Genomic DNA, 23,697 nt, shown 5'->3' on the forward strand with positions numbered 1-23,697 from the left:
TTAGATGTTATTTTCTCACCGGTTGACCCGCCTTACAAGCAAATACAACGGATAACTCACAATCAGGAATAACAGGGCATACTGGCTGCTCGGCAGATCCTGAACTACGGCACTGACCAGAAATGCAATGGAAAAAATCAGCATAATAACTGGCAGAACAGGATAAGCCGGTACTTTCCAGGGACGGGGCAGAAACGGCTCTTTTTTTCTTAATGCCAATAAAGAAGCAAAACCCGAAGTATAACCCAGCACAAAAAAGAATGTTGCGATGTCAGAAAGTTTTTCGCATGCTTCTTTTCCTACTAATATTAAAGTGATAGCCACTGCCGATGTAATCAGCATCGCCAATGAGGGTGTACCGCCATTATTAACCTTGGTTCCGCCTTTCAGGAAAAGTCCGTCGCGGCTCATGGAATACAATACTCTTGGATTAAAAAGTAATTGCGCATTTACGATCCCAAGAATAGAGATCATCAGGAACAATGTTACGATCTTGCCCGATCCTTCTCCAAAAATAAGCCTGATAGCATCTGCTGCTGCCAATTTGGATTGTGATAATTCATTCATCGGCAACACATATAAAATCGCCAGATTACAAAGTAAATAAATGGCAATGATCAGTAAAACACCTCCGATCATTGATTTGGGTAAATTTTTGGAAGGGTCACGGTCTTCTTCTGTAAAGTAAGCTGCCGTGTGCCATCCATCGTAGGTGTAGAAAATAGCCTGTAAAGAAAAAATAACGGGAGCAATCCAGCTTCCTCCCTGAATGATTTTGCTGGTAGTCAGCTGCATTTCCTCAGGCGAAATCTCTTTGCCATAAACGTAACAAATGATCACAAAAGCAGATAATCCAACGCCTTTCAAAACACTCATCACATTCTGAAAAGTACTGGCAAGCGCGAGGCCGATCCAGTGAATACCCGTTAAAATCAATAAAATACATGCCGCCACATATGGTTCATAACCCACCAGCGACGGTATGAGCAGGGCCATATATTCACTCATGGTATATACGCCAAAACCCAGCGCAGAGCATGTTCCCAGCCAGCTGTTTATGCCTACCACGAAACCTGCGTAATTTCCAAATGCTCTTTGCGCGTATACATACCATGCTCCCGCTTTTGGTACGGAAGTCCCGAGTTCAATAGTGCATAATGTTCCAAGAAACGCGTATAAACTAACAGCTCCCCATAAGGTCATAATAAGCCATGGTTCACCAAGCTGGGCCGCAATCGGACCGGGCTTTCGCAGTATTCCGGTACCAACTGTACCGCCGATCGTTACGGCTATACCGAAGCCTACGCCTAAAATCTTAAATAATTCGTTCTTTGCAGAGGCCTGTGCCATAGGGAAGTGAAAATTATGCTTTCCGAAAATAGGGAAAGTTTTTGTTTTAGCAACTCCTATATTCGTATCAATTTCAGAAAGGAATACCAAACAGAGTAATTAAAGTATGTTTCAGCTAAAAAATCTTTGGATCGTTCACGTATTTGGATGGATATTCTTTATCATCCTGCCGTTGATGATTATGTCCAGGGAGCCCGAACCTTATTCCTGGATCACACTTTTATCATCAGGCTCTTTCTGGCTTTTTTCCTGACTTTCTGTTTTATCTTTTACCTCAATACTTTTGTTTTAATACCACAGCTTTATTTAAAGCAAAAATATTTGATCTATGCCGGCATTTTCCTGACTGGCTTTATATTGATTTTTTACACACAACCATTTGAAAATCTTATATTTAAAAAATTTCACACGATAGAATTACAGCGTCCGGACATGGATAGGGAAATGTTTCGTCCGCCGCCGCCGCCCGATATGGATTTTGAAGATCATGGTAGGGCGGCCACAAGGGGAGGCGGCCCGACGGGTGATGGAACGAATGGAACAGCGGTTGATTTTGTCAGCCTGGTTTTGTTTGTAGTTGTGTGGGCTGTTGCTCTGGCAACCCGGATCTCAGAGCAATGGCGTCTTTCCGAGAAACGGGTGATATTATCGGAAGCTGATAAGGCGCAGGCCGAATTATCATTTTTCAAAGCCCAGATCAATCCGCATTTTTTATTCAATACGCTTAATAATATTTACTCACTGGCCATAAGTAATAGTGAACATACGGCTCCAAGTATATTGAAACTATCAAAAATGATGCGGTACATTACGGAAGAAGCAACCGAAAATTTTGTCCCGCTTGAAGATGAAATAATTTGTCTGGAAAATTATGTGGATTTGCAAAGGCTCCGGCTTAACGCCAAAACAAAAGTAGATTTTAATGTAAAAGGCTCATTTGTCAATAAAAAAATTGCACCGCTTATCCTGATGACTTTTGTTGAAAATGCATTTAAATATGGTGTAAGCAACCGGTACGAAAATCTGATTGAAATCAATGTGGACGTTACAGAAAAAACCATTTTATTCTTTTGTAAAAACACAATTTTTCAAACCAATGTGCAAAATGAAAGGAAAGGAATAGGTATTGCCAATACACAAAAACGATTGGATTTTTTGTATCCAAACCGCTATGAGTTTAAAATAAATCAGCAGGAAAAAATATTTGAAGTGAATCTCGAACTTCAAACGGAAGGCTAACTCATGATCGCTTACAGCCAATAGCTAAAAATATGAAATGTATTGCCATTGATGATGAACCGCTTGCGCTGGATCTGCTGCAAAAGTACATTTCCGGTTTTTCTGAATTAGAATTACTGGCAACTTTTGATGATGCCGTCGAAGGTGCAGTGTTTCTGAAAAACAACAGAATCGATTTATTGTTCGTGGATATCAATATGCCCGATCTGACTGGTCTGGATTTGGTGGCCGGACTGGAATGCAAGCCCATGATCATTTTTACAACTGCCCACAAAAAATTTGCACTCGAAGGATTTGAACTCGAAGCCCTGGATTATTTATTAAAGCCTATTACGATAGAACGCTTTGAGAAAGCTGTAAACCGGGCAATCGAGCAGTTTGAACTCAGAAAATCAGTAGCAACAACTACTCCGGAAACACTGATTGTGCGCTCTGAATACAAAATGGTGAAAATAGAACTTACTGATATTGAATACATTGAAGCAATGGAGGATTATATTAAAATTCATTTGCGAAGTACAACACATCCAATTCTGACTTTGATGTCATTAAAAGGAATTTTAGAAATACTTCCCCAGGCAAAGTTCAGCCGGATTCACCGGAGTTACATTGTGCCAAATACGCTGGTAAAATCCATTCAGAATAAGAAAGTCAGGTTGATTACTGATCAGGAATTACCTGTGAGTGACAGTTACCTGGATTTCATTGAAAAGTGGAAAAACGGAAAAGGGAATTAAATTAAGGCCATTCACCGAGACAAACCTCCGGTTCACCGACACATACTTTACAGACCGCAACAAAAAGAGCAGCAAATACGATAATGTATTTAAAAACTCACAGAACTGTAAATCACATGGAACGTAAAGAATTTTTAAAGAGAGGTTTTTCAGCATTAGGGCTTGCAGCAATTGTCCCGATGATAAGCTGTTCTAGCAGTACCGTAGATCCCGTTGACACAACAACCGGAACTACTATAGATACCACAGGAACGACTACCGGCACAACTACCGGAACCTGTACATCCACGGTTTCAGAAACGGAAGGGCCATTTCCTACCAAAGTACCCGCCAGTTATGTTTTGACTGACATTACATCAGACAGGCAGGGTGCCAAAATAACAATTAATATTACCATTCAGAACAAAAACAATAGCTGTGCCGCTTTATCAGGAGCATTGGTTGATATCTGGCATTGTGATGCAGCAGGTAATTATTCGGAATACGGTGGTACTGGCATGCAGTCAACAAATTACCAGAGCGTTCACTTTTTGAGAGGAAGACAAACCACGGATGCCAACGGATTGGTAAACTTCACGAGTATTTTTCCGGGATGGTATTCGGGCAGAGCCCCGCATATCCATGTCCATGTATACAACTCAAGTGGTAAATCTTTGTTGGTTACACAAATTGCATTTCCTGCCGATGTGTGTAAAGTGGTCTATGCACAAGGCGTTTATGCAAGTCATGGACAAGCTGATACAACCAATGCAACGGATAATGTTTTTGGAGATGGTGTTACGACTGAAATGTCAACGGTAACAGGAAGCGTTGCTGCCGGATATGTATTGGCGCATACGATTGTGGTAAGTGCGTAGGCGGCTTTCGGCTTTCGGCTTTCGGCTTTCGGCTTTCGGCTTTCGGCTTTCGGCTTTCGGCTTTCGGCTTTCGGCTTTCGGCTTTCGGCTTTCGGCTTTCGAAAACTTAACTTCGTTCTATGACGATTGATTCAAAATCAGCAAATAAATTTAATATAATTCAAAAGCAGGCGATAGCCGACTGCTGAAAGCCGAAAGCCATGAAAATAATTCGCTTGTGTTATCGCAAAATTATTGATGCTGATTCTCCCAAACTTTGGGACAAGGCAGTTTTTGATGCTACCCATCTGGAATTTTATATGCAGGCACAGCGGCTTGATCCTGAAGGGAAATTCAAAACATTTCAGGAATTACTTGAAGGTGCTCCCAATGCCGGGCAACTGCATTATCTGACAAGCACTGCGGCCGTAGGATACATCCGGCAGCTGAAAGATATTGTACCAGACATTGCCAATGCATATGGTAAATTGTGCCTGCCTTTCAAGAATTTCAAGTTTGAAATCATTGATTCCCATATCCTTGATAAGACACAGTACAAAGTAGCTATTTACTTTTATACAGAACCGGTTATCTGGATTGATACTGTGTACAATCAATTGCTGATTTCATACGAAACTGCCATGGAAAATGTTCTTTCCGGGAAAGAAATAGAAACAGACCTGATTCCCCTTGTACCGCATTTAAGTATTTCAAATTTTCTGACAACCGGTTTCCAATCTTAGCCAATCTGTTATGCTAACTCAAACCGAAGCACAAATTTATCTGGAAAGTCGGAGAGGAATTTCGCAGTCCGAAGGATTTCGTAGTTTCCATACTTTTAATACCAATATTTATCAAAAGGAGGGAAGAGAAGCTATTGGTTCATTTATAGCCTTTGATGATCAGACACTTGCACCGGAAGCAGGCTGTGTCATTGAGGTGGAAGAACCGACTGAAATTATTCTGATTCCATTGGTTGGCGGAATTGAATTAGTAGCAGATTCAGAAGAGGCTAATTATATTAATTCAGGAGAAACATTTCATTTTTTAGCCAAACCCGAAAAGAAGTATCAGATTGTCAATCCATATCCGGAAGCAACGATCAATTACTTACAGATCAGGTTTAAATCAGATATTTTACAAGAAGAAATCCATTCCAAACAGAATCAGCACACCATTTTTGATATTTCCCAAAAGAACATTCTTCTTCCTGTTTTCAATACTTTCAACAAAAATACCAGTGCATATATAGGAAAATATGGGGGGCGGGAAGAAGGCGTTTACACGATACAGAATCCGGAAAACTGCATTTTCGTTTTCATTATTGAAGGAGCCTTCGAAGTACAGGACCGGCTTCTGGAAAAACGGGATGGATTGTCTTTAATGAATGTCGAAACCGTTGATTTCGAAGCACTTTCGAATGATGCGGTGGTTTTGGTGATGGAGGTGGGGATGTAGCAGACTGAATCTACAAAAAAAAGCAGAAGCCATTACGGCCTCTGCTTTCCTACAAAATATTGATTCTTCCTATATAACAGCTTCTGCCAGAACCAGAACGTTGTTGTGCAGCACTTCTACAACTCCGCCATCAATGACATAGGTATGCTTTGTGCCACTGATATCTACCACAACATTGCCTTTACCAAGTGTACTCACAAGCGGTGCATGGCGGTTCAGAACCTGAAACTGTCCTTCGGTACCCGGTAATGTAACGGCATTTGCCTCGCCGGCAAACACTTTTTTATCTGGGGTAATTATTTCTAAATGCATCTTTCAAAAGTTTAAAGTCTATGAGTTTATGAGCTTGTTAACTCATGAACTCATAGACTCATGAACTATTATTTATGATCTGTTGCTGGCTTCTGCAAGCATTTTTTCTCCTTTTGCCTGAGCATCTTCAATAGTTCCAACCAGGTTGAAAGCCATTTCAGGAAGATGGTCATAACCGCCGTCCATAATCAGATTGAAACCTTTGATAGTATCGTTGATATCTACCAACACCCCTTTTAAGCCAGTAAACTGTTCAGCTACAAAGAAAGGTTGTGAAAGGAAACGCTCTACACGACGGGCACGTGATACGATCAGTTTGTCTTCGTCTGAAAGTTCTTCCATACCAAGGATCGCAATAATATCCTGCAATTCTTTATAACGCTGCAAAATATTTTTTACACGCTGTGCACAATCGTAATGTGCAGCACCCAATGTTTCAGCGTTCAAAATACGTGAAACTGAATCCAATGGATCCACTGCCGGATAAATACCTTTTTCTGCAACTTTACGGCTAAGTGTCGTAGTTGCGTCCAAGTGGGTAAATGTTGTAGCAGGAGCAGGGTCAGTTAAATCATCCGCAGGTACGTAAACCGCTTGTACAGAAGTAATTGATCCGCGTTTTGTAGAGGTGATACGTTCCTGCATCTGGCCCATTTCTGTTGCCAGAGTTGGCTGATAACCTACCGCCGAAGGCATACGCCCCAAAAGGGCCGATACTTCAGAACCCGCTTGTGTAAAACGGAAGATATTATCAATAAAGAAAAGAATATCACGGCCTTGTCCTTCGCCATCTCCGTCACGGAAATATTCAGCTACTGTAAGTGCTGACAAAGCAACACGTGCACGCGCGCCAGGAGGTTCGTTCATTTGTCCGAAAACGAAAGTAGCCTGCGATTCTTTCAGCACTTCATAATCTACTTTGGAAATATCCCATCCGCCTTCTTCCATGCTGTGTTTGAACTCGTCGCCATATCTGATGATACCAGCTTCGATCATTTCACGCATTAAGTCATTTCCTTCACGGGTGCGTTCTCCAACACCTGCAAATACAGAAAGACCTTCGTATGCTTTTGCAATATTGTTGATCAGTTCCTGGATCAATACGGTTTTACCAACACCCGCACCACCAAACAAACCGATTTTACCGCCTTTTACATAAGGAGCAATTAGATCGATTACTTTAATACCTGTAAAAAGTACTTCGGTAGCCGTTGCCAGATCTTCGTATTTAGGAGCTGCACGGTGAATAGAAACACCATTACCTGTCGAATCAATTGTCGTAAGACCGTCGATAGTCTCGCCAATTACATTAAACAGACGGCCCTTGATCGCTTCGCCTGTTGGCATCTGGATCGGAGCACCCAATGGAGTCACTGTCATTCCGCGTTGCATACCTTCTGTACTATCCATTGCGATGGTACGAATTCTGTCTTCACCCAAGTGCTGCTGACACTCAAGAACTACTCTTTGACCGTTTGCTTTGATGACTTCCAACGCATCAAGAATAGCAGGGATGCGTCCGCTGTCTTCAAACGATACGTCTACAACTGGTCCAATTACCTGGGTAATTTTTCCTGTATTTGTTGCGTTTGCCATTAATATGATTTAGATTATCTTCGATGAGGTTATTTCAGACCGCAAAAGTAGGAGATAATTTGGTCAGTACCAATAGGCTCCTGATCCATTTATTGGATAATTTTTAGAAAACAGGTCTTTTCTTATCAAAAATGTATATAAATTTTTAATAAAAGAGTTTGGTTTAAATAGGAGCCGAAGGTTTTAGGTACTTTTTGGATCAATAAATACAGAGAAAATCTAAATACGTCCTGTTTTATTAATTTTGTTAGATAGAGATTGAAGTACTTTTGGTAAAATATCAAAAACTTATATTCCTGCGTTTGAATATTCTCTACTGCCGGTTTAAACAAACTATATGAAAGAACTTTTTTTCTGGAAAGTATGGTCGTCGTCCGAACGCCGGATTACACTCGCTGCTTTTTTTATCATTTTTTTAGCACTAATATTCTTTGTTTTAAAAAGTTATGATCCGCTTGCCAATGTAATTCATTGGAATATTCTGAGTGAATTGTCTGACATTACAACCGTAGCAGATGTGCTCCGGCTGGATCAGTGGCAATATGGTGTATCAATTCCTTCACATCTGGTCACTGAAAGTTTTGTGGCCTCCACCATGGAAACCGACTTTCTGACCGTTCAGTTATTCTGGTTTTTTGCGCTGATAGGTTTATCTCTGGTCCTGGCCGCACTCACTACCATGTCGCGGTTCTGGTATCTGGCCGGAATGATCGTTTTTATTCTTCTTCTTGCCTTTTCCAGACTCGAAATTTTAGGTGTTTTTGGTACCGGAAACCGTACCTTTTTTCTCTTGACTGTGATTCTGTACGGAGGCGTCACTTATTATTTTCATGCTTTCCGTCCTGATCTGGGAATCGGTTACCGCATAGCCGGAATGTTGTCAGTTTCTGCTATTTTGGCAATTTTAGTTAAAACAATTTCTCCCGTTCCTTTTCCCGGACTGGCAGCCGTTGCTTATTCGCTCCCTTTCTGGCTTTTATTGACCATACTTTTTTTGCTGATCATTGCTACTGAAATTATGGCAGCATTTGTATGGCTGAGCACGAGTGGCTCAGAAGTCAGAAAAAACAAATCAGGATTACGAAATTTTCTGATTATCAGTGTATTGTATCTGCTTTCACTGGTATTCATGTATCTGCGCAATACCAAACAGATTGACTGGGACCTTACACTGATCAATCCGGCGTATCTTGCAATAGCTGCTGCATTACTGGGTTTGTGGGGATTTAGGAAACGCGCCGATTCTACTGCCGGATTAATTCCGTTTCGTACTACTGGCTTTTGGTTATATCTGGGTTTATTCCTCATTGCCCTGGCTTTTGCAGCTTTTATTTTTGGTACGGCCAACGATCCGTTGATGGAAGTACTGGAAGATGTGGTTATTCAGGGCCAACTGGGAATGAGCGTGGTTTTTCTGTTTTACATCCTGGTCAATTACTATCAGTTGTTTCAGCAAGGACTGGCGGTACATAAGGTTTTATACAAACCCATGCGTTTTGGCCTTACACAAACGCGGCTGTTTGGCTTTGTAGGAGTGGTCATTTTATTTTCCATGCAAAGGCTGCTCCCTCTCAATCAGGGAATTGCAGGTTATTTTAACGGATTGGGTGATCTGCATGCCAATACGGGCGAATTTGCATTGGCAGAACAATATTATAAAATGGCGCTGCAGCAGGAATTCCAGAACCATAAATCAAATTATGCGCTGGCTTCGCTTGCTATCCGGCAGGGAGACGAAAATGCCGCTGCTTATTATTTCCGGCAGTCTTTGTTAAAAAACCCTTCTCCGCAGGCTTATGCAGGTTTAGGAACCATTCTTGTTCAGGAAAACCTGTTCTTTGATGCGGTAACAAGTTTGCAGGAAGGCACACGTAAATTCCCCAAAAGCGGAGAATTGCTGAATAATCTGGGTATACTTTATTCTAAAACCAATGTTGCAGATTCGGCCTATTATTATCTGGTAAAAGCTGAGTCGAAAGCAAAAATGGATGAAATTCCGGCTACTAATTTGCTGGCAATCATGGCAAAAAGTACGGATAACAATTTACTGGATTCACTTGCGTCTGGCGCTAAGGAAAGGAAATATCTTTCCTGGCAGTCTAACTGGCTGGCAGTACAGAATTTAAGACAGCATTTTTCCAAACAGCATTTTCTTTCGGAAGCTATTCCAAAAGATTCTTTGCTAAGCGTTTCTGCTTTTGCGTATTTACAAAACTATACTGTTAATCAGGCAAAACTGGATAGTTTGCCTGCAACAATTTTGCCCAAATTAGCTTTAAAAAATCCGATGTTATCAACCGATTTATTATTTGCATCGCTGTATTCTGAATTTTACAGCGGCAATAAACTAAAAGCGATTGAAACACTGTCGGCCTGGGCACAGGAAGATGATAATAAAAAAAGTGATTTGTACCATAAAATACTGGGGCACTGGTTTTTACAATTGGGATTATACGATCAGGCGATTGAGCATCTTTCCGTTGTAGAGGGAATTGAAGGGACTTTGGGCATGGCCGTGGCCAACGCATTGTCCGGTAAGCAGGCAATTGCAGTGGTTCTTTTGGATAAAATTGAAGGAAAAGAATCTATGGCCGCCATTGAACAGCTCAAAAAAACGTTGTTTTCAGGCGTACGTCCTAAAACCAAATCTGATAGTTTGTGGCAAATAGCTCAAAAATCACCTTCTGATATTCATTTTAATGCTGCCGTTAGGGAAAACCCTTTTGAAGCTAAAATTGTATCGTCTGCTGCGGCCTGGTACAGAAATAAAAAGCAAACAGGAAAAGCTTATCAGATGATCCTGACGGCATTACGGTATAATGAGTATGCTCCCGAATTATGGGAACAATATGCATATTTAAGCCTCGATCAGGGATTGACGGAACAGGGAGATTCCGGAGAAATGAAGGTGAAGCAGCTGGCGTCTCCCGCCGGTTATCAGCAATTTATGAATCGCTATCAACCTATGCGTGCTCTTATCGAAAAACAAAGAGCAGAGTTTCAATGATTTTTTAGCTTAGCAAATATATATCCGGACGATTTACATGGCATTAACCTGGAAAACATCTTTTAGCGGAAAGGAATGCCGTATTTTTAGGGATAAACTAATTGTCGGAATTTTAAAAACCAGTATCTGGAAAGGAGACGCTTACGGTGAATTAAACGGATATATGCTTTTGTTCAAACCACTAGGATTCTGGAAAAGAAGTACTCAAATCCTGGATATAGAAGGCAAAAAAGTGCTGGGAAAAATAGAATATAACTGGTGGAAAAGTTCAGCAGTTATTACGTATGAAGAAGTTACGTACGAATGGAAGTATCTGTCGTGGAACCGGAAAAGATGGGATGTAAAAGGCCCGGAAGAGTCGGCAGTTTTCCTGTTGTCCAGTTTATGGCGCAATGAAGGAAACATAGAATATGATGATACACCGGGCGCTGTTATTCTTGCCGCTTTGTATGTTCAGGGATATTTTGCAAAAATTACTGCATCGGCAGCCTGATGATAGCATAATTGATTAAAAGCCGGATTACTACATTAAAAACTTTAATTAAGAAGTCATTACAACCTTGATCATGCAAATTATAGAAACTACTGATGTCTCAAAGCGTTATGTCATGGGCAGCGAAGTAATTCAGGCGCTCAAATCTGTTACTATTTCGGTCAACAGAGGAGAATATGTTGCTTTTATGGGTCCTTCCGGTTCAGGAAAATCTACGCTGATGAATATTATTGGTTGTTTGGATACGCCTTCTACCGGCCGTTATATTTTGAATAATAAGGATGTCAGCGATATGACTGAAAGTGAACTTGCCGAAATCCGTAACAAAGAAATTGGCTTTGTATTTCAGACTTTTAATCTTCTGCCAAGAATGTCTTCGCTTGATAATGTTGCACTTCCCCTGATTTATGCCGGGTTGAACAAAGCAGACAGAACTGAAAAAGCAATGCTTTCTTTAAAAAATGTAGGTCTGGAAAACCGAGCAGGACATAGACCAAACGAACTTTCGGGTGGGCAAAGGCAGCGTGTTGCTATTGCCAGGGCGCTTGTTAATGACCCAAGTATATTATTGGCGGATGAACCAACCGGAAACCTGGATTCGAAAACCTCTTATGAAATTATGGATCTTTTTGATCAGTTATATAGTAAAGGAAATACGATCGTAATGGTTACCCACGAGGAGGATATTGCGCATTATGCTCACAGGATTGTCAGGTTAAGAGACGGTTTGGTAGAATCAGACACGATCAATCCAAATCCAACAAAGGTGAGTGCGCTGGTATAGTTATAATTACATGCTCTTTATCAATATTTTATTACCTTCGGAAAAGCAAAATACAAGGTGAAAGGAATCAGCTATTTAACCGATGAAGCCGGACATAAAAAAGCAGTCGTTATAGATTTTGATTTATTAAAAGATAGAGATAGTCTTTTGGATATTTTAGAAGATATAGAAGACGAAATAGCTATTGATTTAAGAAAAAATGAACCATCATTAAATTGGGATGATGTTCGGAAATCGCTTATGAACAAGGACTGAAAGCGATGTACAAAGTACTTATCAGAAAATCTGCATTAAAGGAATTAGAAAATATACAGAAAACATTCAGGATTAAATCATTGATAAAATTGATGAATTATCTCTTGATCCCAGACCGTCAGGAGTTCGTAAATTAGAAAATTTTATAAATAGTTATAGAATCCGGGTTGGGACTATCGGATAATTTATCACATAAAGGATTCTGAACTTCTGATAGATATTATAAAATAGCAGATAGAAAAGAGGCTTATAAAGATAAATAAGCAATTCCTTAGTTTCAGCAGTGGCATAGTCAGGCTCCCGGATGAAACAATAAGCTTGATAAGACGCATTTGGATCAGCCTTGCCACCGATAGTCAACAACATAGCAGGTAAATAACTAACTTTGTATTTCTGGAAACTGAAATACATCAAAAATACACAAGCAATATAAATCCGGATAAATTGCCGACATCAGGTAATTTATTCGGATTATTTTTAGTTAAAGCTTTATGAAAATCAATTTTAAGGATATTATATTATTTGAAAACGAAGACTTTTTGCTCGTTAATAAGCCGCCACATCTGGCAACACTGGATGAAAGAACCGCAGACAGGGGAGGAAGTTTGCTAAGGCTGGCAAAGGAATATAATCCGGAATTACAGGCGGCACATCGTCTGGACAAGGAAACATCGGGCGTACTGGCATTTGCCAAAAACCCGGAAGCATACCGTCATCTTGCAATGCAGTTTGAACACCGTGAAGTTACCAAGCGTTATCATGCAGTAGCCAACGGAATCCATAATCTGGACAGCATTTCCGTTTACCTTCCTATTCTGGCTTTAAAAAACGGAACAGCCGTAAAAATCGACAGGGCAGAAGGAAAAGTAGCAGAGACAATTTTTAATACAATGAGGGTGTACCGCGGTTACACGCTTGTGGAATGTATCCCCATTACTGGCCGAATGCACCAGATACGCATCCATTTGTCCTGTCTGAAAGCGCCGATCGTTTGTGATCCGCAGTACGGAGGAGAGCCGATATTTTTATCCGGTTTAAAACGGAAGTTTAATCTTAAGAAAGAAACCGAAGAACAGCCGCTTATCCAGCGTGTTGCCTTGCATGCATATTCACTGTCATTTGCATTAATGAACGGAGAGCCGGTTAAAATTGAAGCACCGTATCCCAAAGATTTTGAGGTACTTGTAAAGCAGTTGAATAAGTTTGGGGTATAGGAAAACAGTATTTTATAATGTATGTTGCAGATGTAATTTAACGGTTACGTAAATCCATCTAACATAACTTTATGAAAACATTCTTACCCCTCGCAAAGGCTTATTTTCTGGCCTTTTTTCTCCTTTTTATTCTGGTTCAAACAGGTTATGGGCAAACTGTCCGGAAACCTGATGTGATCATTTTGAAAAACAATACCAAACTCGAAGTTTCTATTCAGGAAGTAGAGGAAAGCGCGATTAAGTACAAAAAGCTTAACGATTCGGAAGGACCACTTTTTTCGATTAAAAAGACAGAAATAGCATCTATTCTTTATGGAAACGGAGATGTTTCTACATTTCCGGACGCTTCCAGTGATGTGTTTTTTAAGCAGGAAAATGTTTCGAAACCCTTTGAATTAAATCCCCAGCCGGCGCCCCGAAATGCATTCGAGCAAACTATTTATGCATACAACCCCAATCAGCTAAGAAAAGCCTATCAATTTTACAGATCCAAGTCGAAACATGGATTGGTGTTAGGAATTGTTTCGTCTATAGTTGGTACAGTCGCTATGGGTGTAGGAAGTGCTATAATTGTAAATAATAACGACTTCTATTCTAATGGGTACTCGTCGTATAATGATAATTCTGATGCAGGCGCCATACTTTTAATAGGTGGATTAGTAGGAGGAGTAACTTTCGGAACGATCGGTTTTGTTAAAGCAGGAAAAAACGGCTCCAAAGCAAGCAGGATACGAAAAGAATTAATCAGGAGAAGAGAACCATTGGCATTCAGTATCAAACCAGGATACAATACTGCTACCCAATCAGGTTATTTGAGTTTGAAGATAAATTTCTGATTAATTTAAATACATAAAAAATGGCGTGAAGGGGAAATCCTTTCACGCCATTTTTTATGTATGGTTTTAGAATTTCAATGAAATTCCGGCCTTTGCTGGGATAACATTTGATCCTCCTGAGAGTTCTACAAAAACACCCATTGCAGGTTTGAAGTAATACCGGGCTCCTGCCTGAGCACCTATTACAATTGAAGTTCCATCATAATATTTATTATCATCAATACTGAATCCTAATACCGGACCTGCATAAAGATCCAATTTATCAATAGTTAGAAAGTGTTTACCATAGTGATAGGAACCTCTGGCTGCAATTGGAAGGGAAACGTAATTATCTGAAATTACACCATAGCTGTAAAAATTAAGATCGGCCTGAGCTCCAACACTAATAAATTCGTGAATACCATATTCAAATGATCCTCCTACGGCAAATCCGCCGCCGTAAAATCCGTAGCCGCCGCCGCCGATACCCAAATTGAGAATCTTGTCTCCTTTCTGATATTGAGCAAAAACTTTACCGGACGCTACACTTAAAATTGACGCAACAATAAAAATTGATAAATACTTTTTCATGTTAATAGATTGTTTTGAAAATGAATAATGGCACAAATTAAAGCGTTTATAAATTCGCTTCAAAACTTGTGCCATCTTACTTATCAACCGGACAAAATTCACGATAAACAGTCCAATCTCATAACTTCCTGATATTCAAACTAAATGCCCTTTCTTAATTTATCTTTAAAAACATGCTTGAATTTATCCAGCTTGGGAGCAATTACAAATGCGCAATAACCCTGATCCGGATTGTTTGCAAAGTAGTTCTGATGGTAATCCTCAGCAGTATAAAACTTCACCGCTGGTGTTATTTCCGTAACAATAGGCTTGGAATAAGCACCTGATTTGTCCAGTTCCGACTTAGCCAGTTCTGCCTGTTTTTTTTGTTCTTCGTTATGATAAAAAATAACAGAACGGTATTGCGTACCCACATCATTTCCCTGGCGGTTTAAGGAAGTTGGGTCATGGCTGCGGAAAAATGCTTCAAGCAGATCCGTATAAGTAATCACTTTGGGGTCAAAAGTAACCTCTACACACTCCGCATGGCCGGTATTTCCGGTGCATACTTCTTTGTAACTAGGATTAGAGACTGTTCCACCCGAATAACCTGATACTACTTTTTTTACGCCATCCAGTGATTCCAGCACCGCTTCCGTACACCAGAAACACCCGGTACCAAAAGTTGCCGTTTCCATGCCCGCCATTTTTACGTTTGTTTCATCCAGCGAAGCAGTTTCTTTATTCATATTCTTCTTTTGTTTTTTATCCGACTGTGCACATGATATGGCAACCATGCAACACAAAAACAGAAACGTGAAAAGCGAAATGGTTGTTTTCATTAGTTAAAATTTAAATTTCCCTGATTTATTTAACACTTGCCGGCAGAAGAAAGTTTATTCTTCTATTCGTGTATTATTTACGAAATTTGGCACAAAAAAGATCAGAACTGTTCAAAGGAACACTGGTCACCAAAGATTCATTGATTATGACTTATCTTCATTTTAAAGCTCTGCATATCATTTTTGTTGTAAGCTGGTTTGCAGGGCTTTTTTATATGCCACGCCTCTTCGTTTACCATACCGAAGCCAAAGAAAAGCCGGAAGAGGAACAGAAGATTCTTTTTGCACAGTTTACGAAAATGGAAAAACTGCTTTGGAATGCAATTATGACACCGGCTTGCTGGCTGGCTATTATTTTTGGCAGTATTCTCATTTATATTACTCCCGCCTGGCTTCATCAGGACTGGATGCAGTTAAAGTTATTATTTGTGGCAGGGTTACTGGTTTATCATTTTTTTACAGGAAAAATATTACGGGAATTAAGGGAGGGTAAATTCCGGTTTTCGTCGTTTCAGCTGAGGCTGTTTAATGAAATAGCAACAATTTTCTTGTTTTCCATTGTATTCCTCGTTGTTCTGAAAAATACGGTTGACTGGCTTTGGGGTGTTTTAGGGCTCATAGTTTTTGCTGTTTTGATGATGACCGCAGTGCGCATTGTGAAGCGGATCAGAGAGAGGAAGAATCTGAATTCATCAAATTTTCCAGACAAATAAAAAGGGCGCCTTTGCGGGACGCCCTTGATAAATATCATCAGTATCTGCTGTTATTCAATCAGTAATTTTGTCCTGACTATTTTAGACCCTGACTCTACGGTAATTACATAAATCCCGGTTTGCAGGTTATTGGATGGGTTTAAAGGAATTTTTACACTACCAGCATTATCGGTAAATGCTTTCTGTGTATGCCTGATTCCCCAACCTGTGCTTACCGGAATCACAGATACGGTTACCTCCTCGTTTTTGTTCAGATTATTTGCTTCCAGTCTCACATTTTTTCCCTGGCTTGGATTAGGATAAACCAGTATGTCTTCTTTCTGTATTTCGGATTTCAGTAATTCGGACGCAATCAAACTTTCTACGGCAAGGCTGTCTTCTTCTTCACCACCAGTTCGAACATTGTTGTTAGTGACCTTATATATCTCAACTGCTGCTATAGCCACCCGGTTTGCCGAAGGATCAAAGTTAATATTTAAAACTCCGTCACTTATCACCGCACTGAAATCTTTTACATAAGCGAACCGGTAACCTACCTCTTTAAAAATATCCAGATTATTGATCACCAGCTGATTTTCTAACGTTGCGTTAAACACCCTTAATCCGGCACCAGAAAAGAAGTTTTCCACCAGGTGCATACGTATGCGGTAGTTTCCATTTGCAAGCGGGATTTCATATCTCGTTTCCGCCAGATCTGTGGCTGCTGACAAGTATGTCTGGTACAATACATCTATATCCGTACCGCCAATTCCACTTGCCGTAACCTGCTTATCCAGTTTGATAGATCCTTTTCTGTAATTATTATCCGCTTCGTATACATTGCCACCTATGGTTACATTAGCATCAGCAGCACCTTTTATGCGCTTAAATATGCTTACGGTAGTAGTGCTGTTATTGGCAATACCATACAGTGGGATCCTCAACGGAGATTGGGAATTATTATAATTGACCAGTAAAACTGCATTTTTTATACCAATTGACTTCGGTGTGAATTTCACTGTTATCGGTGTAGTTGCCTGCGCTGCCAGATTGGTTGTACTGAATGCGCTTACTGAAAACTCACTGGCATCAGGACCGGATATGGTCGCGCTTTTCAGCTGAATTGCAGGATCGGCCGGACCGCTCGAATAAGTTGTTCCCTGGTTTTTAAGTGTGACATTCGAAGACACACTACCTCCGACTGATGCAGGATTAAAATTGACATCGGATGAGTTAACAGATGCCAGCAGAGAGTAATTTACAGTACCTGTTTCCGGTTTTATATTTTCCACATAGTACATGTTATCCTGATAATCGTAATTGGTAACTGAGGCATTTCCTATGTAATCCATATTGACCAGATAAGCATTAGGAACAATATTCCCGTTTGCATCATATACTTTCAGGAATCGCAGACCAATCAGTCCGCCAGCATTTTTAGTTCTGTCGGACGTAATACCCGCGGCCTGCAATCCAAATGAACCTGATGGCACAAATGTTCCCTGTGCAAGCGAAGTCGTTGGATTTTTTAGCCTAGGCAAAAGCGATTGTCCATCCAGATTCAAATGGGTAAAAACGTTGGTTACAGTTGAAGATCCTTTGGCAAAATATTTGAATGTTTCAGTAGCACTGCAGCAGCCATGATAGGCAGCCATTTGAATAACTGTAACCGGTTTCGAATTATCAGCACGGACAAAATAGGATGCATTTACTTCGCTTGAATTAGGAACAATGCTTGATCCGTTTATACTGCCATCATCTTTTGCAAAACCGGTGCTGGATTTGAACCCGAATGCATCAATAATTTCCTGTCCATAAGGCTCATGATTACCTTCTCCACTGTATTGATAAAGTCCGTTCAACACCACTTTTTTGGTAGGAAAACCAGCGTCGTTACTTCTGATAGTGAGTGTATCATGAAATACTTTTACCCTCGAGGCTGCGTCTTTGGCTCTAAACTGAATGGTAACATCCGCAAAAGCGCCGGAATTAACCTGAACAGGTAATGCCAGTGTAGTATCGGTATTTATAGACACTATTTTCCATGCCGAAGTATTGGAAAGTATCAGGTTACTGATTGTAAGCCTGTCTGCGCCCTTGCTGTTAATCCTCAGTTTTACCCGGTCGTGGTTGGCATTGTAGGCGGTAGTAGGATTCGTACGTCTCCAAGGAATTTGTATCAATGAAAAAACCAGTTTATCGTCTGCCGGAAAGTTATCCAGGTTTTTCAGAACCATATAGGCGCCCGACGATGCTACGGTACCGGCTACACTGAAACTATATGCACTACTGATCTTCTGATTGTTATTGGCATCCGTTGATTTTACTTTTAAACTATAGTTACCCGGGGTTGTAATATTAAAAGGAACAGTAAAATTTACATAAGAGCCATCATTTATAGCGTATTGCAAAGTTCTTAGGCCCGATCCGCCCGCATCGCTACCAGTAATATATACTTTTACCGAATTTGAATAAACACTTGCTGACTCCTGTGTTCCTTCCAACCGTGCACTTGCGGTCGGAGCAACAGCATCAGTTACCGCCGTAGCACTAACGATAGAAATATAATTCATTTTAGAATTATTTCCTCCATTTGCATCTACTGTTAATTTTCCGTCACTCACCTGAACAGTAACTGTGGCTCCCTTAAATTTATTCTGAGAAGATGGCGTAAAATCACTGACTGCCGGCAATCCCTCCACATTGATCTGGTTATTACTATCAAAGTATGTATTGTCGCCTGCACTTACTGTCACACGGTATAAGCCATTGGCAAGTGCGTATTCCCATGTGCCTCCTATCTGAGTACCTATTTCTGACATCTGGACTAATGAAAGCAATTCCGGATTGGCGGTACCGGTTCTTAAACGCATATTAGCAGTAAGGTCTTTTGGAGCTTTCGTTGTTGGATCAATCCAACCGTATTTTCGGGCAGCAGTAAATGGTAAACCGTTATCTGCTGTAAATCCTGCTGGCGCCGCACTTCCCTGTGGCCGGAAACTAATTTTTACAGGTTGCGCAAGCACGCTGAAAGAAAGAAGGGCAATACCACAAAGCATTAAAATAAAACGATTGTGTGGAAAGGATAGAGATTTTCTCATGATTTGTTTTTTTTAGTCAATAAAAATTTGAATTGAGCAAATAAGACTGTTCAATACATCGCTTGCGCATGTATTGAATTTTACTATTAATTTTTGGGAGAATTTTTTATAACTGATTTGTGACAGAGCAAACACAAGTTTCTGCTCATTTTTATAATGTTATTTAGCCGGGTTTACCAAAATAAATAATAATTAAAAAAACAGGAATTTAACTCTTGAAGAATATGCAACCAGCTATATTAGACGCTGCCGGTTAAATTTCAGCCTATCCGGGACTTACAGATAAAGCTCATCTGAACTGAGTGTGGGGTCATTCAGATCACTAAAATCTTCAAAAAAATATTACAATTAAACAACAGAGCAATAAAACGGACAAATTTGCAAGTGAAGCGGGCAATACTGCACTGACAAACATTTCGTCACAAGTATCTTTCACTTAAACAGGTAGTTACAAAAAAAACGAAACCTTCAGCAGTTACCTGCGAAAATTTCGTTTTGTACCGAAGATGGGACTCGAACCCACACGGAGCAACCTCCACACGCCTCTGAAACGTGCATGTCTACCAATTTCACCACTTCGGCGTTTTATCAGAGCGGGTAAAAGTAGTAAGAGTTAACAGTCTTTCAAAGACTAAAAGATTGAAAAATCTGATAATTTATACTTCCACATTTTCATATAAGGCGGGAATATGGATATCCTTATACCCTTTGGCTTCCAGTTTCAGCTTAAATGAGATCTGTGTTTCGTATTCTCCATGTACTAAAAATACCTTTTTAACGCGGTCAGGAGTTTGGCAGGAAAGGAAATCAATCATTTCATTGTAATCACCATGACCTGAAAATGAGTCCATTGAAGCAATCTGACACTTTACATCAAACATTTCTCCAAAAATATTTACCTTTTGATCCCCTCTTTTCAAAGCACCAGCCAACGTATTTGCCGAAGCGTACCCTACCAGCAGGATCGTGCATTTCGGATCTTCAATGTTATTTTTGATATGATGCTTAATTCTTCCTGCTTCTGCCATTCCCGACGACGAAATGATAATGCAAGGCTCTCTTTTATCATTAATGGCTTTGGATTCATTTACATCGGATACATAATGAAGATAGGGGAAAGCGAAAGCATCACCGTCTTTTTCTATATAATCAAGAATTTCAGGATTAAAACATTCTTCGTGTTCTTTCATGATCTTCGTAGCATTAATAGCAAGCGGGCTATCAATGTAAACCGGGATTTGTGGAAGTTGCCCGGAACTGGAAAGCTGGTCCAGTGCATAAATCAGTTCCTGTGTACGGTCAATCGCAAAGGCGGGAATAATAAGTTTGCCGCCATTTTCCACGCAGGTTTCATGTACGATTTTCAACAGATGCCCTTTCATGTCAATTTCTTTTTCATGCAGCCGGTCTCCGTAGGTCGACTCACAAATAATTATATCTGCCTGTGGAAATACATCAGGCTTACGAAGGATACGGTCATCAGGACGGCCAATATCACCAGTAAAAGTGATTTGTTTTAAAGTGCCTTTATCAGGTATTGTTAAATGTACCGCAGCGCTGCCAAGCAAATGTGCTGCATCTGTCATCATTACAGCCACTTCGTTGTTTTCTCCCAAATGGAATGTTTCACCATATTTAACCGTTTTGAACAGGCTTAATGCTTTTTGTGCATCTTCTGTATTATATAATTCTTCAAGCAACGGCCGTTCCTGCCTCTTTCTGCGCTTATTAATTCTTTCCAGATCACTTTCCTGAATATGCGCGCTGTCGAGCAGCATTACCTTGCAAAGGTCTGCCGTGGCCGAAGTACAATATATAGGGCCGCTGAAACCTTGCCGGACTAATCGCGGAATTAAACCCGAATGGTCAATGTGCGCATGGGACAAAACAAGATAATCGACTTCAGCAGGTTTAAAACCAAATTTCTGATTAAACTCATCGGTTTGGATTCCCTGAAATAATCCGCAATCCAACAATATTTTTGTCCCCTTTTCAGTCGTAATCAGGTGTTTGCTGCCGGTAACAGTTCTTGCTGCGCCAAAAAATTGTATATGCATTTTTTGAAAATGGTTATCGTTTGTTGAATTGCATTAAAGTTTTATTTATGCTGACAAATTCCCAATCAGTCAGGTATGAATTTCAGGAAATCGCCGTCAATGATCATCATTTTGACACCATTCTCAGTGTAGGAACGATGTGAGCTCATTTCATCCGAAACCACGTAAGAGGTTCCTTTCAAAAGTTCAAATACAGAACCATCATTCATTTCAGATACAAAACTACCTTCCAGACAATGAACAATATGTCCTTTCCTGCACCAGTGGTCGGCCATATATCCGGGCGAAAGTTCCACCATTCTAATCCTTAACCCTTCAAATTGCAACGTTTGCCAGTATGCCGCACCAGGATCACCGGGATATTCCACTTTGGGAACGCTGTCCCAATTGATCAGCTGAAAAGGAATATTTTTATTGTTCATAAAGATCAGGCTAAAACGTACAGTGCATCCAGGTTTCGTCCTAGTCCGTCGTAATCCAAGCCGTAGCCCACTACAAAACGGTTCTCAATTTCAAAACCTATGTAACGCATATCGACTGGTTTTTGTAGTGCTTCAGGCTTGTGAAGCAGCGTCGCAATTTCGATCGACCGTGGTTTAAGGTCTGCAATCTGAGATAATAATTGAGTCATCGTAAGCCCGGTGTCTACAATATCTTCAATAATAATCACGTCACGTTCGGTTATTTTTTCTTCCAGACCAATGATTTGTCTTACTTTGCCGGTAGATTCCGTTTGAGAGTAAGATGATAAACGCACAAAAGTTATTTCGCAGGACAAAGGAATATTTTTGACAAGCTCGGTCGCAAACAAAAAAGCGCCATTCAGTACTACTATAAACAAAGGGCAGCGGCCTTCATAATCAGTGTTAATTTGTTTTGCAATTTCTGCAATTCGGGTTTCAATGGTCTCTCTGCTAATAAAAGGAGTGAAATTCTTGTCAAGTATTGTAATCATAAATAATGGTGTCAAATAAAATTTATCCCGTCAGCCCGGTTGCGTTATTCAGGGCATCAATATTAACTCTTTTTTCAAAAACACGCCGCTAAGCAAACGTAAAATAAAATTCCGTCGTTAATACTGACAGATTTACCCCTGCTATGAAAAGAATAGTTCAGACAACTTTAATATTTTGCATTACGGCCATTCTTTCCATATCCTCAGTTGTCGCTCAATTATATTCTTCGGCTGAACTGGATAAGAATTATGATATGGTCCTCAAAAATCCGAGTGTCCAGATAGAAGCAACTGAGGCCATTAACCTGCTATATAATTTTAAATTTGCAGAAGCCGATACAGAGTTCAGGTGGCTGAAATACCGCTATCCAAAACACCCGATGCCGCATTTTTTAATGGGGCTTTCAGAATGGTGGAAAATTGTGCCAAATACGGATGTTGAGACGTATGATAAGGCTTTCCTTGCCGCAATGGACTCGACTATTGACCTGGCGGAGGAAATGTATGAAAATGAGAAAAACAAAGTAGAACCTGCCTTTTTTCTCGCGGCTGCTTATGCTTTTAAAGGAAGACTATATGCCGAACGGGAAAGCTGGACAAAGGCTGCTTTTGCCGGAAAAAAATCTTTAAAGTATTTTGAAGTTTGTAAAGGAAATGGTGACCTGTCTCCTGAGCTGTTGTTTGGAGATGGTTTGTATAATTATTATGCAGAATGGGTTCCAAAAGAATATCCGTTGCTGAAACCTATTCTTGCACTTTTTCCAAAAGGAAATAAAAAACTCGGTGAGCAACAACTCGAAAAAGTAGGGAATAATGCATTTTACACACGGGTAGAAGCGCGTTATTTCCTTTTGCAGATTTACAGTATGGAAAACGAATATGGAAAAGCCTATGAAATGGCCAAGTACATGTGGCAGACTTTTCCTAATAATCCTTACTTCGAAAGATATTTTTGCCGGACAGCTTTCGTAACAGGAAAATCAGAGGAAGCGCAAAAAGCAGCACAAAATATTCTGGATAAAATAGACCAGGGTATGCCGGGATATGAAGGTGTCAGCGGAAGAAATGCAGCCTACGTTCTGGCTTATTATAATATGCAATACCACCGTAATTACGATTTGGCAGCACAATTCTATCAAAAAGCCATTGACTTCTCAGTAAAAACCAATTCCCTTAATGCCGGATATTATGTGTCTTCGCTGATCGGATTAGGCAAAATTGCCGAAATGAAGAAGAATTACGATGAAGCGCTGCGTTTTTATAAACTGGCCGATGACCGCGCCGACAAAAAATCCAGCCAGGATAAAGAAGCAAAAAAGGCAATTGAAAACCTGAAGAAGCTTAAACGGGAACAGAGGAGAGCGAGAAAGTAAAAAGTTTAAAG

The 23,697-nt window shown here is 40.2% G+C and carries 22 protein-coding genes and 1 tRNA gene; 13 read left to right on the forward strand and 10 right to left on the reverse strand.

What is annotated here, in order from left to right; all coding sequences use genetic code 11:
- Nucleotides 1-15 precede the first annotated feature (15 nt).
- Nucleotides 16-1,350 (reverse strand): APC family permease, encoded by a 1,335-nt coding sequence (locus KZC02_RS15435; protein WP_221389543.1) that lies wholly within the window; start codon nt 1,348-1,350, stop codon nt 16-18.
- A 126-nt stretch (nt 1,351-1,476) separates the two neighbouring features.
- Here KZC02_RS15435 and KZC02_RS15440 point away from each other — a divergent pair, with 126 nt between their 5' ends.
- The 5 genes from KZC02_RS15440 to KZC02_RS15460 all read left to right on the forward strand — a co-directional run bounded on the left by KZC02_RS15440 (nt 1,477) and on the right by KZC02_RS15460 (nt 5,620).
- Nucleotides 1,477-2,589 carry a sensor histidine kinase gene (locus KZC02_RS15440; protein ID WP_221389544.1) on the forward strand — a complete coding sequence of 371 codons (1,113 nt, stop codon included), beginning with the start codon at nt 1,477-1,479 and terminating at the stop codon, nt 2,587-2,589.
- A gap of 32 nt (nt 2,590-2,621) precedes the next feature.
- Nucleotides 2,622-3,326 (forward strand): LytTR family DNA-binding domain-containing protein, encoded by a 705-nt coding sequence (locus tag KZC02_RS15445; protein WP_221389545.1) that lies wholly within the window; start codon nt 2,622-2,624, stop codon nt 3,324-3,326.
- A gap of 116 nt (nt 3,327-3,442) precedes the next feature.
- Nucleotides 3,443-4,183, forward strand: coding sequence for an intradiol ring-cleavage dioxygenase (locus KZC02_RS15450; protein ID WP_221389546.1), 741 nt, complete (start codon nt 3,443-3,445; stop codon nt 4,181-4,183).
- A gap of 200 nt (nt 4,184-4,383) precedes the next feature.
- Entirely contained in the window at nt 4,384-4,905 is a 522-nt protein-coding gene (locus KZC02_RS15455) for a hypothetical protein (RefSeq protein ID WP_221389547.1), read from the forward strand.
- 10 nt (nt 4,906-4,915) lie between these two features.
- Nucleotides 4,916-5,620, forward strand: coding sequence for a hypothetical protein (locus KZC02_RS15460; RefSeq protein WP_221389548.1), 705 nt, complete (start codon nt 4,916-4,918; stop codon nt 5,618-5,620).
- A gap of 69 nt (nt 5,621-5,689) precedes the next feature.
- Here KZC02_RS15460 and atpC read toward each other — a convergent pair whose 3' ends face one another.
- Complete coding sequence (atpC, locus tag KZC02_RS15465) at nt 5,690-5,932, reverse strand: ATP synthase F1 subunit epsilon (RefSeq protein ID WP_221389549.1); 243 nt, start codon at nt 5,930-5,932, stop codon at nt 5,690-5,692.
- 72 nt (nt 5,933-6,004) lie between these two features.
- Complete coding sequence (gene atpD / locus KZC02_RS15470; protein ID WP_221389550.1) at nt 6,005-7,528, reverse strand: F0F1 ATP synthase subunit beta; 1,524 nt, start codon at nt 7,526-7,528, stop codon at nt 6,005-6,007.
- A gap of 337 nt (nt 7,529-7,865) precedes the next feature.
- On the opposite strand from atpD, the gene KZC02_RS15475 reads away from it, so the two are divergent.
- The 6 genes from KZC02_RS15475 (at nt 7,866) to KZC02_RS15500 (ending at nt 14,117) form a co-directional block, all read left to right on the forward strand.
- Nucleotides 7,866-10,535, forward strand: coding sequence for a hypothetical protein (locus tag KZC02_RS15475; protein ID WP_221389551.1), 2,670 nt, complete (start codon nt 7,866-7,868; stop codon nt 10,533-10,535).
- A gap of 37 nt (nt 10,536-10,572) precedes the next feature.
- Nucleotides 10,573-11,028 carry a hypothetical protein gene (locus KZC02_RS15480; RefSeq protein ID WP_221389552.1) on the forward strand — a complete coding sequence of 152 codons (456 nt, stop codon included), beginning with the start codon at nt 10,573-10,575 and terminating at the stop codon, nt 11,026-11,028.
- Between the two features lie 73 nt (nt 11,029-11,101).
- The gene (locus KZC02_RS15485) at nt 11,102-11,812 is read left to right on the forward strand and encodes an ABC transporter ATP-binding protein (protein WP_221389553.1); all 711 of its coding nucleotides are present in this window, start codon (nt 11,102-11,104) and stop codon (nt 11,810-11,812) included.
- 57 nt (nt 11,813-11,869) lie between these two features.
- Entirely contained in the window at nt 11,870-12,067 is a 198-nt protein-coding gene (locus KZC02_RS15490) for a hypothetical protein (protein WP_221389554.1), read from the forward strand.
- A 491-nt stretch (nt 12,068-12,558) separates the two neighbouring features.
- The gene (locus KZC02_RS15495; protein ID WP_221389555.1) at nt 12,559-13,281 is read left to right on the forward strand and encodes an RluA family pseudouridine synthase; all 723 of its coding nucleotides are present in this window, start codon (nt 12,559-12,561) and stop codon (nt 13,279-13,281) included.
- A gap of 71 nt (nt 13,282-13,352) precedes the next feature.
- Entirely contained in the window at nt 13,353-14,117 is a 765-nt protein-coding gene (locus KZC02_RS15500; protein ID WP_221389556.1) for a hypothetical protein, read from the forward strand.
- A gap of 66 nt (nt 14,118-14,183) precedes the next feature.
- Here KZC02_RS15500 and KZC02_RS15505 read toward each other — a convergent pair whose 3' ends face one another.
- Both KZC02_RS15505 and msrA read right to left on the reverse strand, forming a co-directional pair.
- Complete coding sequence (locus KZC02_RS15505; RefSeq protein WP_221389557.1) at nt 14,184-14,687, reverse strand: hypothetical protein; 504 nt, start codon at nt 14,685-14,687, stop codon at nt 14,184-14,186.
- A gap of 140 nt (nt 14,688-14,827) precedes the next feature.
- Entirely contained in the window at nt 14,828-15,508 is a 681-nt protein-coding gene (gene msrA / locus KZC02_RS15510) for a peptide-methionine (S)-S-oxide reductase MsrA (RefSeq protein ID WP_221389558.1), read from the reverse strand.
- An 86-nt stretch (nt 15,509-15,594) separates the two neighbouring features.
- On the opposite strand from msrA, the gene KZC02_RS15515 reads away from it, so the two are divergent.
- Complete coding sequence (locus KZC02_RS15515) at nt 15,595-16,221, forward strand: CopD family protein (protein ID WP_310590309.1); 627 nt, start codon at nt 15,595-15,597, stop codon at nt 16,219-16,221.
- 50 nt (nt 16,222-16,271) lie between these two features.
- Here KZC02_RS15515 and KZC02_RS15520 read toward each other — a convergent pair whose 3' ends face one another.
- From KZC02_RS15520 to hpt, 5 genes are all read right to left on the reverse strand, one after another.
- On the reverse strand, nt 16,272-19,301 hold the full coding sequence (locus KZC02_RS15520) for a malectin domain-containing carbohydrate-binding protein (protein WP_221389559.1): 3,030 nt from the start codon (nt 19,299-19,301) through the stop codon (nt 16,272-16,274).
- 498 nt (nt 19,302-19,799) lie between these two features.
- A tRNA-Leu gene (locus KZC02_RS15525) sits at nt 19,800-19,883 on the reverse strand.
- A gap of 74 nt (nt 19,884-19,957) precedes the next feature.
- Complete coding sequence (locus KZC02_RS15530) at nt 19,958-21,358, reverse strand: MBL fold metallo-hydrolase RNA specificity domain-containing protein (RefSeq protein WP_221389560.1); 1,401 nt, start codon at nt 21,356-21,358, stop codon at nt 19,958-19,960.
- 65 nt (nt 21,359-21,423) lie between these two features.
- Complete coding sequence (locus KZC02_RS15535) at nt 21,424-21,780, reverse strand: DHCW motif cupin fold protein (RefSeq protein ID WP_221389561.1); 357 nt, start codon at nt 21,778-21,780, stop codon at nt 21,424-21,426.
- 5 nt (nt 21,781-21,785) lie between these two features.
- Nucleotides 21,786-22,313, reverse strand: a complete 528-nt coding sequence (gene hpt / locus KZC02_RS15540; protein WP_221389562.1) for a hypoxanthine phosphoribosyltransferase — start codon at nt 22,311-22,313, stop codon at nt 21,786-21,788.
- A gap of 143 nt (nt 22,314-22,456) precedes the next feature.
- Here hpt and KZC02_RS15545 point away from each other — a divergent pair, with 143 nt between their 5' ends.
- Nucleotides 22,457-23,686: a tetratricopeptide repeat protein gene (locus tag KZC02_RS15545; protein ID WP_221389563.1), complete on the forward strand. Its 1,230-nt coding sequence runs from the start codon at nt 22,457-22,459 to the stop codon at nt 23,684-23,686.
- Nucleotides 23,687-23,697: the final 11 nt, after the last annotated feature.

The sequence above is a fragment of the Dyadobacter sp. NIV53 genome, from assembly GCF_019711195.1.
Taxonomy (GTDB): domain Bacteria; phylum Bacteroidota; class Bacteroidia; order Cytophagales; family Spirosomataceae; genus Dyadobacter.

Bases quoted from the DNA above. Each gene is read 5' to 3' on its own strand.
- KZC02_RS15475 (WP_221389551.1), top strand. From the start codon at position 7,866: ATGAAAGAACTTTTTTTCTGGAAAGTATGGTCGTCGTCCGAACGCCGG.
- KZC02_RS15435 (WP_221389543.1), bottom strand. From the start codon at position 1,350: ATGGCACAGGCCTCTGCAAAGAACGAATTATTTAAGATTTTAGGCGTA.
- KZC02_RS15500 (WP_221389556.1), top strand. From the start codon at position 13,353: ATGAAAACATTCTTACCCCTCGCAAAGGCTTATTTTCTGGCCTTTTTT.
- msrA (WP_221389558.1), bottom strand. From the start codon at position 15,508: ATGAAAACAACCATTTCGCTTTTCACGTTTCTGTTTTTGTGTTGCATG.
- hpt (WP_221389562.1), bottom strand. From the start codon at position 22,313: ATGATTACAATACTTGACAAGAATTTCACTCCTTTTATTAGCAGAGAG.
- KZC02_RS15505 (WP_221389557.1), bottom strand. From the start codon at position 14,687: ATGAAAAAGTATTTATCAATTTTTATTGTTGCGTCAATTTTAAGTGTA.
- KZC02_RS15460 (WP_221389548.1), top strand. From the start codon at position 4,916: ATGCTAACTCAAACCGAAGCACAAATTTATCTGGAAAGTCGGAGAGGA.
- KZC02_RS15445 (WP_221389545.1), top strand. From the start codon at position 2,622: ATGAAATGTATTGCCATTGATGATGAACCGCTTGCGCTGGATCTGCTG.
- KZC02_RS15545 (WP_221389563.1), top strand. From the start codon at position 22,457: ATGAAAAGAATAGTTCAGACAACTTTAATATTTTGCATTACGGCCATT.
- atpC (WP_221389549.1), bottom strand. From the start codon at position 5,932: ATGCATTTAGAAATAATTACCCCAGATAAAAAAGTGTTTGCCGGCGAG.
- KZC02_RS15535 (WP_221389561.1), bottom strand. From the start codon at position 21,780: ATGAACAATAAAAATATTCCTTTTCAGCTGATCAATTGGGACAGCGTT.
- KZC02_RS15495 (WP_221389555.1), top strand. From the start codon at position 12,559: ATGAAAATCAATTTTAAGGATATTATATTATTTGAAAACGAAGACTTT.
- KZC02_RS15520 (WP_221389559.1), bottom strand. From the start codon at position 19,301: ATGAGAAAATCTCTATCCTTTCCACACAATCGTTTTATTTTAATGCTT.
- atpD (WP_221389550.1), bottom strand. From the start codon at position 7,528: ATGGCAAACGCAACAAATACAGGAAAAATTACCCAGGTAATTGGACCA.
- KZC02_RS15480 (WP_221389552.1), top strand. From the start codon at position 10,573: ATGGCATTAACCTGGAAAACATCTTTTAGCGGAAAGGAATGCCGTATT.
- KZC02_RS15455 (WP_221389547.1), top strand. From the start codon at position 4,384: ATGAAAATAATTCGCTTGTGTTATCGCAAAATTATTGATGCTGATTCT.
- KZC02_RS15485 (WP_221389553.1), top strand. From the start codon at position 11,102: ATGCAAATTATAGAAACTACTGATGTCTCAAAGCGTTATGTCATGGGC.
- KZC02_RS15530 (WP_221389560.1), bottom strand. From the start codon at position 21,358: ATGCATATACAATTTTTTGGCGCAGCAAGAACTGTTACCGGCAGCAAA.
- KZC02_RS15450 (WP_221389546.1), top strand. From the start codon at position 3,443: ATGGAACGTAAAGAATTTTTAAAGAGAGGTTTTTCAGCATTAGGGCTT.